The following is a 14,073-nucleotide window of genomic DNA, read 5'->3' as shown; positions in this document are numbered from 1 at the left end:
ACCTTATATGGTTTGATATAATTGTTGTTATACCTATTGTCTTTAACTGTATTTATAAGTGTCTCTGTCAATCATTGGTTAAATAATCGGTTTATCTAACTAAAGAATAAACCTATTATTTGGCACATTATCGTGATGCTAGAGGCTGGGCTGATAAGGATGGGTTGATATTGGCTACATGGCTAATAAAGTAGATGCGCCACTGAGGTAATCACCACCAAACTGATCAGAGTACGAAGAATAAAAATCATAAACAGCTCTAACACATTAAGCTTGATGTTTGATTTCAAAATCAGCGCGCCCACTTCAGACATGTAAATAATCTGAGTAATAGAACATGCACCAACGATAAATCTTGTCATCTCACTCTCAATACTTTTGCCGACCAAGGCTGGCAAATACATATCCGCAAAGCCCATAATCATCGCTGGAGCCGCCTCTGCTGCCTCTGGAATCTGTAACAAATCAAGCAGCGGTACCAACGGTGTAGACAACCATTTAAACACAGGCGTGTACTCGGCTAAGCCTAGACCAATCGTACCAATTGCGAAAATCACGGGGATTAGCCCAAAATAGATATCGAATAGATTTTTTACACTACGTTTGAACACTTGACCCAGACTTGGCATTGAGTGCGCGCGCGTCACAGCACGATTGACTGCCCATTGGTAGGTCGTGTACTGAGCAGGAATCCCTTCATCAAGCATACTTTTGCCAGAATGATAGGTATCAGGCTTTAAGGAAAGTGGCGGTATACGCGGCATAATAATCGCAGCGATAAAACCTGTTAAAGCAATGGTCAGATAAAAATAAACAAAGTTATCGTCCACGCCGATGGTTTTGGCGACGACATAAGTAAAAGCGATCGAAGTCACCGAAAAAGTCGTCGCGATAATCGCCGCTTCACGCTGGCTATAGTAGCTTTTATCATACTCCTGCATGGTCACCAGTAGACCGATAGAAGCCGCGCCAAACCAAGAGGACATCGCATCTACCGCTGAGCGTCCTGGCAACTTAAACAGCTTGACAAATATTTTGCTCGCCAGTGTGCCCAAAAACTCCATCAAACCAAAATCTGTCAAAAACGGCAACGATAAAATGGCGAAGAAAAACAAAGGAATCAAAATCGGAATCAAATCTTCGAAAATGACGCCGCCTGTATTACGATTAATAATAAACTCAGGACCGACTTGCAGATAAATCATCCAGACAAACACCATCCCTAACAATCGGGCAGTGAGCCAAAACCAATCAACATCGAAGAGTTTTTTGACCATAGCTTCTTCATGTAGGTTGGGCTTTAACACCTTCACAGCCAATGCCCCAAGAAAGGATGTCGTCACGATTGCCATTGCTACATAAACGACAGAACCACCCAACAAAGCTTGCAAAGCGTCCGTTAACACACCCAATAAAATCGTAACCTTTCCGTCCCATTGAAACGGTATTATAAATAGTGCAATGCCCAATGCTGAAAACAATAAAAACTTCCACATTGACGCACGCCACTGCTCTCCTTGCGGCGTTTCTGAATCGACAACATCATTTCCTAATATCGGTTGCTGCGACTTATCGAGATAATTCGTCATTTAATTCCTCCTTGATGGGCGACGATCGCCAATTTTTCCATTTTGCTGTCTGACCAATGCCTGGATTTAGCGAATTGGTCGGATCTAGTTTTTTATAAAAAGTATGTAGTGCAGGTTTTGCGGTATAGACATGACCCACGTTGTGTTCAGCAGGGTACTCTATACGGCGGCGATCATAAAACGCCAATAGCTCATTCTTGAATTTTTTTGCATCCACCTCGGGGTGTAGCAGATAATCTTGATGCATGACATGGCAAAAAAAATGTCCCAAATAAAAGGTTTTACTGACTTGCTTTTGTAAGTTAATAGGTAGCACTTCATTCCAATCTACGGCATTCCTTGGTAAGGCAATGTCGGTAGACAACAGCTCGCCAAATCTTGTGTGGTTAAGATTGTGATAACGAAACATGGCAGCGGTTGCCGCACTACGAAACACCAATAATGCTTGGGATTCTGCTGCTGTACAGAGATGCACGACGCCTTGATGCTGCTGCATATGGGACTGTAGAAATGCTTGAGCGGCGGCAATATGACCATGACTGCCGCTATTATTGCCATTTCTATTATCATCGTCCGTATTATTACCATCCGCAACTTTAATGATTAAATGATAACGATAGGAGCACGCCTGCTCAGCCAAAGAATTGGGTAATGACGGCGGCATAAAAGTACTAGCTATTTGTAGCATACGATCTGGTAAAGTCTGAGGCAGTCGCCATTTATCCAAATAATAGCCAATCTTGGCTTGTAACCGATACAATGCTCCTATCTTACTGGCTGGCAGTTTTCGCATACTTAAGCAAGTATCGCGGCCATAGCGCATGGTAATATCGTTGTAATCTTGATGCATATATTCTGCCAAAATAGGCAGGTTTAGCTCGCTTTTTAACCACTGTTGCCTGAGTGTGGTCAAAGTATCGGCGTCATTGGTCGAGATATAAAACGTTTGCTCTTGCGTCGGTTTGGCAAATGTCGCGACTCGAACCGCAAAGACGATGACTTTGCCTGCTGAACCAGAGGCTTCATATAATCCGTTAGGGTCATTATTAAATCTAGCAGGTGTGTCTGCCTCGCAATCACGCACCTTATGTTGATAATGATGGTTTGTACAGGACTTGCTGTTGGCACTATCTGGATTTTTATTGAACGTGCCAGCTTGTAGGTTTCCAAGCATCTCTTCTGGAGCTGCGCCTAAATCAATGCCTAAGTGATTGATTAATTCAAACTCACCCATGGCATTACGTTTGGCAAATAGCGACATCTCGGTATACGCCGGACCACGCTGCACCAACATACCGCCAGAGCTGTTGCAAATACCGCCAATCACTGAAGCACCAACACAACTTGAGCCCAGCACTGAATGCGGCTCACGCCCCAAAGGTGCAAGCTTGCATTCTAATTGCTGGAGGCTAGCCGCTGGCAAAGCAACTAGCTCTGCTGCGTCATTGAGCAGATGAACACCGCCCAATCGTTGCATAGAAATCACAACGACTGCTCGATCGTACTCTCCGTACGGTGTCGAGCCTCCGGTCAACCCTGTGTTAGCAGCCTGTGCAATAATAATCACATCAACCGCCGCACAGAGATTAATGACGCGCCATAGTGCCACAAGAGAGTCTGGTATCACAACTGCCGCGACAGCATCGGTGATAGAAGCAATCGCCCCTTGTGTATACGACTGCTGCTGGCTTGACTTGGTCAATACATTGGTCGCGCCAACAACGGCGGATAAATCCGTTAATAAGCTTGCCAGCGAGGTGCTCAAGCGACCAGACGAGCGGTTAGCATGTGGCATCATAGATGTTCTTCCTTGAGCGACCAGCCTTTATTATATTTGACGTATTAACATTAGCTAAAGCAGGTGAACGTTTTACCCATTTCAATCAAAAAGTCATCGGCTTCATCAACTTCATAGATGATGGGTTGCTTGCCCTTGATATCTTCTTTTAAAGCGTCGAGCAATTGCTGTTTGGCTGTGATTCTGCGATAACCTGCGCCAAATCCTGCTGCCAGCGGCTCAAAGTTTGGGGTTTTGATATTGACCCCAATCAATGGTAGCCCACCCTCTTCCATATAACGACGAATTTCGCCATAGCCTTGGTTGTTCCACAGCAGCACAATCAATGGTAGCTCAAGCTCGGCGGCGCAGATAAGTTCTGCAATCGTAAACTGAATACCGCCATCGCCAATCAAGCTGACCACTGGACAGTTTGAACCAATCATGGCACCAATGGCAGCAGGCAAACCATAACCTAACGTGCCAAATCCAGTCGATGAGTTAAACCATCGACGCGTCGCCAATGCCTCAAAACCAAGATTGCCGCTATAGACAGGCTGCGTTGAATCACCAACGAAGATGACGTCTTTCACTTCATCTCGAATCAACTGAAGTAGCGCATTTTGCCCAACAAAGTCTGGTGTCATTCCTGCTAATAGTGCTTTTTTTGCCTCGTTTACTCGTGATACCGCTTGATGATTTAACGCCTGACCCTTTAAACGACTACATAGACCACTTACCGCCATTTGCGCATCGGACAATACGGCGATATCTGCTCTAAAAGGACGCTGTAATTGCTGGGCATCGCAATCGATACGAATCAGCGTGCCATTGATTTTGAATTCACCATTAAAGAACACATCATAATCAGTCTCACCCAGCTCAGTACCAATCGCCAATACCCAATCAGCCTCAGCAATAACGGCGCGACCTGCCTCTAATGACTGATTGCTACCCAAACTTAATGGGTGGCTAGGTGGCAATAGACCTTTGGCATTGATGGTCAAAAACGTCGGTGCATCTATCAGCTCTGCCAGTTTTTGCGCGTCATGATCGACATCGACGCAGCCACCACCATAAAGTATCACTGGATTTTTTGCCGCTTTTAGAGATTCAACGATAAAATCTAATTGCGCAGGATTGGGCAGCGGTCTCATTACTTGAGGTGACGTTAAACCATGTGCATCAGTTGAATTTTTTACAAAGTTATTTAAATAAGGAGTTAAATCAGAAGGCTTTGCGACATGGCTGGCATCGGCGGTAATCACATCAATGGGTAACTGGATATGCACTGGTCCCGGACGTGCGCCATTAAATAATGCAAACGCTTCAGCGATGACCTTGGGTAACGATTCAGGCTGCCAAATAGTTTTGCTCGTGAGTGCAACCTTACTGACCATGCCTTGCTGATCGTGCAATTCATGCAAGTGCCCTTCACCGCTGCCCGTATCTGCCACTTTATTAACACTAGAAATCACTAGCATCGGAATGGAGTCTGCCAACGCCTGCGCCATGGCCGTCATGATGTTGGTCATACCGGGGCCTGTAATAATAAAGCAAACTCCCACTTTACCAGACGCGCGGTAATAACCATCAGCCATAAACCCAGCGCCTTGTTCATGGCGCGGTGTCACGTGGCGGATGTTGGTGTTTGGCAGACCACGATATAGCTCGACCGTATGCACACCCGGAATACCAAATACGGTCTCTACCCCATAATACTCTAGCCACTGTACGAGCAGCTCACCACATGTCAGAGACGGCGTGGCGGGCGCTGAAGAAGATGTTTGAAGCGTTTGCGTCATGAGTTAATCATCCTAAAAAGTTCAATCGCGTTTAAATAAGTTGTTCAGTGTTAAACCCAAACTGCCCTTTAATCTCTTATAAAAAGCAGCTTAATAAAAGCAGTTTGCGATTATAAATCATTCTTAATACACCGCCTTTACCTTATCGTCATAGCGCACACCCGGTAAGATACATAGCATCTCAAACAGCAAGTTTGCCGCCAGTACTGAGGTGTTACCAAATGGATCATACGGCGGTGACACTTCTACTAAATCGCCACCCACCACATCAAGTCCGCGCATACCGCGAATGATTTCTATCGCTTGCGTTGAGGTCAAGCCACCGATTTCAGCGGTGCCCGTACCCGGTGCAAACGCAGGATCAATACCATCGATATCGAAACTTAAATAGACGGGGCCATCACCGAGCTTTTCGCGTACTTCTGCCATCAATGGTGTCAGCGACTTGTACCAGCATTCCTCGGCAGGGACAACACGAAAGCCTTGCTGGGTTGACCAATCAAACTCTTCGGCGCTATAGCCTGTACCACGCAAGCCAATCTGTACCACACGGTTGCCATCGATTAAGTTTTCTTCAACAGCGCGGCGGAACGGTGTACCATGAGCGATTTTTTCGCCAAACATCTCATCGTTGATATCTGCATGCGCATCGATATGCACCATGCCGACAGGGCCGTGTTTTTTGGCAAGCGCACGCAAGATAGGCAAGGCAATGGTATGATCGCCGCCCAAAGTCAATGGAATAGCCCCATGATTCACGATTTTATCAGTATAGAATTTTTCGATGATATCAATGCTTTTTAGCAAGTTGAAAGTATTGATAGGCACGTCGCCGATATCAGCAACTTGTAAAGATTCAAAAGGCGCTGCACGAGTGGCGACATTATAGGGACGAATCATGCGTGATTCATCACGAATTTGTCGTGGACCCAATCGCGCACCACTACGGTTTGACGCACCAATATCTAACGGCACACCCACAAACGCCACATCTAACCCTGCTGCATCAGCCTGAGTCGGCAAGCGCATCATAGAAGCAAAGCCGCCAAATCTTGGCATATCGTTGCCGCTTAATGGTTGATTGAATTTCATAAATCACATCCTTGTTTCAGTTTGTTTAAAATACGCAATTTTTTATATGCTTTGACAATACCTAAATATTTGAAGTCAGACCATGGTAAAATTTAGAAGTAAACTTCTGGTTTTTCGTAGTAATTTAGATTTAACCGTTATTATCAGAAGTTTGGTATAAATTTGATGTTAGAAAAGTGATAAATAGAAGATGCATTTTGATGGACATCACAGCTACTGAGGAATAATGACCGATGCTAGATGAATTGATAAAAATAGACATCAAAACCTTGCGTAGCTTCATGGCGATTGTAGAGTGTCAGGGCGTGACAGCCGCACAGTCTCGCTTAAATGTGACGACCTCTGTCATTAGTGGTCATTTGACCCATTTAGAAGATCGCTTAGGCATGACGCTTTGTCATCGCGGACGCGCGGGTTTTAAGCTGACAGAAGATGGCGCAGCGGTTTATGAAGCCTGTTTGAGTTTTACTGAAGCGGTTGCCAGTTTTCAGCATCAACTGCACTATATTCGCCAATTGGATTCGGTGCGTGGCGGTCATATCCGACTGTGTCTCATTGACCAGATGCCGACATTTTTTTATGATGCCTTGCGCCAATGCTTGGCTGCTAGCTATCGTGACAATCCCCTTATCCACTTTTCTATCGATGTGCAAAGCCCTGAAAGCATGCTAGAGAAGCTGCTAAGCAACGAGAGTGATATTGGTGTGGGATATTTTGGCAGTTTTCCACCACTACTCACTTTTCAGCCAGCATTTATTGAAAAGCAGGTGGTCTGCTGTGGACGCGAGCATCGATTGTTTTATGGGTCAGATGGGTTAACTTTTGAGGATTTGGAACAAAACTATCCATGGATAAAACGAGGCTATATTACCGATTTGAGTATCAATCATGTCCGCCCAAAAACCTTGAGTGCCACCACTTATCATATGGAGGCAACCGCGCAGCTCATTCTGGCGGGTCATCATGTTGGTTACTTGCCTAATGATTTAGCCAAGCGTTATGAAGAAATGGGGCTGATGAAAATATTACTGCCCAATGAGGCCAGTTACGAGGTCAAGCATCATTGGGCTTATCGAGAAAACTTACACAAACAAGTCGCCGAGTTTTTAAGTCAAATGACGCGTCTTTTGTGAATAATAACGGCAAATAGCTACCCTGCTGTTAATCACTCTAGATGCTTTAAACCAATGGTTCTAAGCTTTCCTTTATCATCCACTTCTTTTATGATCAACGCCCATTCGTCATTGATATCGACCGTATCACCCGATACTGGCTTTATCTCTAAGCTATCATTGATATATTCAGCGACCGTTTGATCCCACATGCTTTTGGCGCTGTCCTCAGATTTGGATTTGAGTTTATCGACCAGCGACTCAGACGCCATAATACCGGTAAAAAACGGCAAATCTCCAAGCTTCACACTTGGGGATAGCAGCCAATCGCCATAGAAGTCATCCATGGCTTTATGGTCAAGGGTCGTATCGTTGAAAATCTTAGCAATTTGGGTGGCGTGGTTTCCTGTCATCGCATACCACACCCTATCACCGCATTTGAGCTTGGTGTTTTCATCAACAACGATTATATGCTGCCTGCGTACCAAGGCAAAGACACTGATTTCATCAGGGTTTATGCGCTTAGAGATGGCCATTGGATGACGATCAATCGCAAATGCCCCTGACTTTACTTCAAACTCATATAAAGTAATGCTTGCTTTGTCAGATACCCAAACCTCATGCTCTTCTTCTGGATCTTTATTACTAGGAATACGCACTTTAAATAAATTTGCCATAAAAGGAATGGTCGTGCCTTGTAAAATCAAAGACAAAACCACCACGCCAAAAGCAATATCAAACAACATAAAAGCGCCATCTATTCCCGCCATCACCGGTAATATGGCAAGCGTAATAGGAACCGCGCCGCGCAGACCTACCCAAGAAATAAAGCCGATTTCTCTGTCTTTAAATTTAAAGGGTTTCACACTGGTATAGACCGCAATAGGGCGAGCAATAAAAATCATAAAAGCAGCAATCGCGACGGAGTAATACCAAACATCAATTACATGCGATGGCGTCACCAATAACCCTAGTACCACAAATAATACCGCTTGTGACAACCACGCAAAGCTATCCATCACCCGCATCACATGCTCAGTTGAGCGCACTTTATGGTTGCCAATTAGCACACCGGTGAGATAAATTGCCAAAAATCCACTGCCACCAATCAGATTGGTTGCGGCAAAAACGGCCAAGCCCGCAGACATGATCAAAATGGCATACATACCTTCTGCCAAGTGTATTTTTGGTAATAGCCTTGCCAATAAATAACCAAACAGTAAGCCCATGCCCAAACCAAAGCCAAGCTGCTGTAATAGCAGCCCTAAAAATCCCAGTACCGTCTGTCCAGCGGGATCAACATTTAAGGCGATTAATCCTGTCACCAGCAAAATAGCCAAAGGATCGTTCGCGCCCGATTCTAGCTCCAGTGTGGCTTGCACACGATCGTTGAGCTTGACGCCGCCATTACGCAATAGCGAAAATACCGCTGCTGCATCGGTTGAACCGACAATGGCCGCCATCAACAAACCAAGTCGCCAATCAACATCGAGTAGCCAAGTGACGAATATACCCAGTATCATTACCGTCGCAAGTACGCCCCAAGTGGCTAAGGTAATAGCAGGCTTGAGACCCACTCGAAATGACTTAAAAGACGTGCGTAGCCCACCATCTAACAAGATACAAGCAAGAGCCGCCTGCCCAACGAAATTAGCAAGCCCGTATTGGGCAAACTCGATACCTAAAATGCCATCTTCGCCAGCCAACATCCCTACGATCAAAAACAGCAGCAATAGCGGAACGCCTAAGCGCGCCGATAACGTACTTGCCATAATACTGGCGAAAATTAACAATGCTCCTACGAGATAGATGATATTTAAGGTATCCATCTTTTTTTAAGCCCTATTTTTATAAATTGTAATGAATGGAGTTATCGCGATAATTTTAGTTGGCTACAGGTCGCACCATAAAATCGCTCTTAAGAATAACATCTACGACCGAATCTATAAAAATTATCTGTAGAAATATGTACTGAATTTCATATATACCTTTGATATATTGCCCTTTGACAGAGTTTACGTTTTTTTCTAACCACAACTAAGCCTGAATGTACTGCCATGTAAGGACCAAAATCGCTGCGGCTATTGTCCAAGCGACAACGCCGAACAGTAATGCCTTATATAAGCTGACGTAACCGATGCTAAAAAACACCACAAAGGTATAAATAAGGTGCGGTATGACACCGAGCATACTAAATATTAATGCGACTTTTAAATCAGCGGGGCTACGCTCAGTACCAACAATAAAGTGACTGATTAATGTAAATGTGGGGAACAGTGGCGCGAGTGCTGCCAAATAAAAAAATCTGGTTTGCGCGAATAATTGAATCGCCAATACCATTAGAGCACCAATAAGCATTTTTAACCAAATCACGACGGGGTCATCTCCTATGGAATGATAAGGGCTGGAAATAGCCCAATCCACCATGATACTAAAGTCTGCAAACCGACATAAGAGTAATAGCTGATTAATTAATCTATATGATAAAAAAGTGCAAAAAGCCCCATCTAGCAATGGTGCTAAATGGGGCTATTTATTTTTATGAAGCGAGTTTTTTATTACTCACTCAATCGTTTTTTGGCTTCAGTGCGGCACTGATATCGGCGAGTAGTGGCGGGATATCATGCTTATCAGCGATGACCTCCAACATAACCAACTTGTCTTTTACAGCCGCTGCTTGCGTAAGAGCTGCTTTTAACTCGCCTGCTGTTTCTGCTTTTAGTAGCAGACTATTATCATCGGTGGCACCAAAAGCTTTTGGCATCATCTGCCAGTTACACTTAGGAATGTCATTATAGCGCTGGTTTTCACCATGAATCGCCCGCTCCACGGTATAGCCATCATTATTAATCAGTACAATCACTGGATTGATATGCTCTTGAATCATCACCGCGATTTCTTGAATGGTCAATAATGCTGAGCCATCACCAATCAATAAGACACTGCGCTTATTTGGCGATGCAATAGCCGCACCCAAACTTGCCGGCAACGTATAACCAATCGAGCCCCACATTGGTTGTCCATAACAAGTCACGCCTTCTGGTAAACGCACATCACTGATGCCAAAATACGCCGTTCCCTGTTCTGCAAACACCAAATTATTATGGTCTAGATGATCGGCAATGATATGCCATAGATCATCTTGAAGAATAGCCTCATCGTCCTTACCCTGCTGCTCATGCGGCTTGACTTCTTTACAGAACTGCTTTGGCACAATATTAATATCTGAGGTCAAGACTTCATGTAGCGTTTTTAGGGCGTCTTTTAGGGCAATGGGCGCAAAGTTTTTGCCAGCAATGCTCGCGCGCTCATAATGCAAATCAACCACTGCATTTTCATCAATATCTTGGCTAAAACCTGCCGTCGTGGTATCGGTATATTGCACACCTATTTTTATTAAGCACTCACAGTTTTCGACTGCATCCTTGACCACGGGACGTGATGCCACGCCAGCATAAGTCCCTGCCCAGCGCTCACTATTTTCGTCAAGCAAAGTTTTGCCCCATGATAACGTCGTATAAGGAATATCCGTATCGGCAATCAATGCCTTAAGCTGCGGCTGTAATCCCAAACGATGCACCATCAAATCTGCCATCAGCGTCGTGGTTTTGTTTGGCAGAAACTCTATGAGCGCTTGCTTAAAGTCTGCCAATGCTGCTTGACTGGTGATGTCTTCTTGGCTATCCACAAGCTTTGTAGTCGGTGGATAAATAGGTTGACGAGCAACGTCAGGCGATAGTAACAGATAGCCTGGGCGATGTTTTTTAAGAATTAAGCGAATCACACGATCGATTTCTGAGGCAGCATTTTCAGGGGTAAGCTGCGCTCGTGCTACCGTGACCGGCTCTACCATTTTAATAAAATGATTGAACACGCCATCACCAAGTGAGTGATGGATGCGGCGCTTCGAATCTTGTAGAGACGTACTTGGCGCGCCCACGATATGAAGCACTGGTGCATACTCAGCAAAAGAGCCTGCGGTCGCGTTAATCGCTGACAATTCTCCCACTCCAAAGGTCGTCACCATCGCCGCAAAGCCGCGCTCACGTGCATAGCCGTCCGCTGCGTAACCTGCATTTAACTCATTGGTATTACCCACCCAGCGCAGCTTATCAGAGGCAATAATATTGTCTAAAAACGTTAAGTTGAAATCACCAGGTACGCCAAATATCTCTGATGCGCCTGCTTCTGCGACACGATCAAACAAATAATCAGCGATGGTATATTGTTGACTCATAGTACTTATCCTTAAGTGTTATCTTTATAACTCATGAAAATGATTAATATGGTTAAAGTCATTATAAAACTGTATTCCAGCCTATTTATAGAAAGCAAAGCTTTTGGAATATAGATTACAACAATCTGTTATATCACAGATGAAGGCTAGGATAATATGCCAATTTACTATCTTTTACTTTTTTTCATACTAACTGTTGACACGTTCAAAAAACTGCGTATAATACGCCTTCATCAACTGACGATAGTTAATTGATAATTAGCGGGAATAGCTCAGTGGTAGAGCATAACCTTGCCAAGGTTGGGGTCGAGAGTTCGAATCTCTTTTCCCGCTCCAAATATGGCTTAAAAAAGCACTAAAATCCCCACTTCTTAAATAAGAAGTGGGGATTTTTTTTGTCTAATTTTCTAGAATTATAGTCATACTTAGGGCGCGTCCTCAATTCAATCGATAGTTATATAAATGGTTTAAAAATGGCTAAATTTTGCCAAACGGCGTCAAATAGCGCAGATAATATCTCGATATTATCCTTGTTTGACTGCAATTTATCTCATTTTTATCGCCATTTTTAAAATGAGGACATGCCCTAGTATTCGTAAGTCTATATCACATCTACATAATTAAGAGTAATAAGCGTTCTGTTGAAATATATAACGCTAAAATCAACCAGACTAAGGTGCTTGATTTTTTAGGTATCAAAAGTTTTTAGGCATGAAAAAGCCAAGACAAGCTTGGCTATTCTCATATATCATAAAGTCGCTTGATTAGCATATCATAAGTTTATCTTGATAATTTTTACTGCATAAATTACCGCTTTAACGATCAAACCCAACCCGCTTCTAAAAGCTGCTCAGTATTACTTATTTTGAATTCATGATATAAATTAAAAAATACTGCGGGGTCTTCAATGTTATCGAGCAACTCGCGTTTATTGAGCGCCACAAACATCGCCAGTGCATAAGCCGCACAATGGATAGACTTTTTAGGATTAAACTCACGATCCGTAAAGGCTTGATATTGCATAACTTCTTCATGCAAATGCGGGTTTTGCTTTAGGGCATTCACATAGAGCCAATCATAAAATGTGGTCAATGGCTCTACGCTCCACTCCATGCCAAAATAATTATAGCCAATCAGTTCACCCGAGGTCATTAAGCGCTCGTCCTTTCTGGCTTGTCTTGGCGGCGCACTTAACAAGTCAGTATAGGGGCCACCATCCTCAAAAATCATACTGCTTTGAAAGGCATTTTCGACACTGTACTGCTGCCCATCTTGTTCATTTGTTAGCTTCAAGCTTAATGGACTCAGCGGAAAACTCAATTTATTACCAGACTTGCTCGATAGCTCAAGGACATGACTAAAGCCATACTTTTTGCGAATGACTTGATGCATATCATTGATTGATTTTTTCTTTTGGCGACTGGCAAACCCCACATGCCGCTCAAACCTAACCATGTCTGTTTTTACCAGATTGTCACTGTTGGTTCTCGGCATGAATACGGGTCTGTGTTCTACAGCATCTTGTCTTTGATCCACAGAATTCTGTGTTTGTTGCATAGCAATGCGCCTTATATCAATAGTCTTTTATAGCTAATCTTATATAAATATTCTTTTACAACGGCTCTCATAAAAACTGACATTAAAACGTATTGTTTTGACATCAATTTTACGGATAGCTACCTACTCAGCAGCATCTAATAACTTGTTAAGCGCCTCTACCATGGCATCATCTATGATACTGTCTTCTACATAACTTATTACTTCGTCTATGGTGGTCAAATCCATTTTCCGAATACCCAAACTGGCTAGCTGCTCATTGATTGAGTCTAAACTGTCATTATCTTCAGTGTCGTCTAATAGATTTTCTTCGAAGCGTCCTCTAACGAACCAATACATTTTTTCTAGCACGGTTTCTTTTTTGGTTAAAGTAGAATAGCCATCACCATAAATAAACAAGTTGAAATGATAAGGTATCTCTACCTCATTAATGAAAAAAGTACGCTTACATTCTAATGTATAGGCTTGAATGTCTTTGTCTTCAACGGATAGGTCTTCAGTGGCTTGGTCATCTTTATTACTTTCATCACTGTCTTCATCGTATTCAATCGCTTCCTCTATCAATCCACCTAGTATTTGATAGTCGCCCACTTTGACCTTATGATTGTAAATGATAGAGGCGTCTGCGATTGCGTCGAAAATAATGGCACTCACATCTAACGTATGATCGTCGATATCATAGAAGCTTTTTAGCGCGGGTAAAAACTCGGTCAGCTTTTCTTCAGGTACTGGTATCAAAAACTGCTGCTCATATATTTTAATCATGTCTTCAGGCGCATAAGTGTTGGCAGTATCGGTCTCGTTTCTACCAGTCGGCTGTACAGGTAAAAAATTATACGGGTTATAAGGATTAGTATCGGTCATTGGGGACGGCCTTTTTATTTGGGTATGCTGTGTTAAATGT

General features: G+C 43.5%; 10 protein-coding genes and 1 tRNA gene. 2 read left to right on the top strand and 9 right to left on the bottom strand.

Translation table 11 applies throughout. The features are described 5' to 3' along the window. Positions 1–182: 182 nt before the first annotated feature. From JMY05_RS03355 to speB, 4 genes are all read right to left on the bottom strand, one after another. Complete coding sequence (locus JMY05_RS03355; RefSeq protein WP_045445628.1) at positions 183–1,589, bottom strand: YjiH family protein; 1,407 nt, start codon at positions 1,587–1,589, stop codon at positions 183–185. Then, positions 1,570–3,387, bottom strand: coding sequence for a D-lactate dehydrogenase (gene dld, locus JMY05_RS03350; protein ID WP_201614164.1), 1,818 nt, complete (start codon positions 3,385–3,387; stop codon positions 1,570–1,572). Before dld ends, JMY05_RS03355 begins: the two co-directional genes overlap by 20 nt. Positions 3,388–3,437: 50 nt before the next feature. Further along, positions 3,438–5,171 (bottom strand): 5-guanidino-2-oxopentanoate decarboxylase, encoded by a 1,734-nt coding sequence (locus JMY05_RS03345; protein ID WP_045445625.1) that lies wholly within the window; start codon positions 5,169–5,171, stop codon positions 3,438–3,440. Positions 5,172–5,294: 123 nt separating this feature from the next. Then, positions 5,295–6,263, bottom strand: coding sequence for an agmatinase (gene speB / locus JMY05_RS03340; protein ID WP_045445622.1), 969 nt, complete (start codon positions 6,261–6,263; stop codon positions 5,295–5,297). Positions 6,264–6,496: 233 nt separating this feature from the next. Here speB and JMY05_RS03335 point away from each other — a divergent pair, with 233 nt between their 5' ends. After that, positions 6,497–7,396 carry a LysR family transcriptional regulator gene (locus tag JMY05_RS03335; RefSeq protein ID WP_045445619.1) on the top strand — a complete coding sequence of 300 codons (900 nt, stop codon included), beginning with the start codon at positions 6,497–6,499 and terminating at the stop codon, positions 7,394–7,396. Between the two features lie 32 nt (positions 7,397–7,428). On the opposite strand, the gene JMY05_RS03330 is transcribed toward JMY05_RS03335, so the two are convergent. From JMY05_RS03330 to JMY05_RS03320, 3 genes are all read right to left on the bottom strand, one after another. Then, the gene (locus tag JMY05_RS03330) at positions 7,429–9,204 is read right to left on the bottom strand and encodes a potassium/proton antiporter (RefSeq protein WP_045445617.1); all 1,776 of its coding nucleotides are present in this window, start codon (positions 9,202–9,204) and stop codon (positions 7,429–7,431) included. Positions 9,205–9,412: 208 nt separating this feature from the next. After that, complete coding sequence (locus JMY05_RS03325; RefSeq protein ID WP_227676529.1) at positions 9,413–9,748, bottom strand: GlpM family protein; 336 nt, start codon at positions 9,746–9,748, stop codon at positions 9,413–9,415. A gap of 193 nt (positions 9,749–9,941) precedes the next feature. Then, the gene (locus JMY05_RS03320) at positions 9,942–11,612 is read right to left on the bottom strand and encodes an alpha-keto acid decarboxylase family protein (protein WP_201614163.1); all 1,671 of its coding nucleotides are present in this window, start codon (positions 11,610–11,612) and stop codon (positions 9,942–9,944) included. Positions 11,613–11,873: 261 nt separating this feature from the next. On the opposite strand from JMY05_RS03320, the gene JMY05_RS03315 reads away from it, so the two are divergent. Beyond that, positions 11,874–11,948: transfer RNA gene (locus tag JMY05_RS03315), tRNA-Gly, on the top strand. A 486-nt stretch (positions 11,949–12,434) separates the two neighbouring features. On the opposite strand, the gene JMY05_RS03310 is transcribed toward JMY05_RS03315, so the two are convergent. Both JMY05_RS03310 and JMY05_RS03305 read right to left on the bottom strand, forming a co-directional pair. Then, positions 12,435–13,148, bottom strand: coding sequence for a DUF6977 family protein (locus tag JMY05_RS03310; protein ID WP_045445699.1), 714 nt, complete (start codon positions 13,146–13,148; stop codon positions 12,435–12,437). Positions 13,149–13,292: 144 nt separating this feature from the next. Next, a complete protein-coding gene (locus tag JMY05_RS03305; protein ID WP_045445612.1) occupies positions 13,293–14,033 on the bottom strand; it encodes a hypothetical protein in 741 nt (246 codons plus the stop codon). Positions 14,034–14,073 lie beyond the last annotated feature (40 nt).

The sequence above is a fragment of the Psychrobacter sp. JCM 18902 genome (genome assembly GCF_904846615.1).
Taxonomy (GTDB): Bacteria; Pseudomonadota; Gammaproteobacteria; order Pseudomonadales; family Moraxellaceae; genus Psychrobacter.
This window is presented reverse-complemented; position numbering and strand designations above follow the sequence as displayed.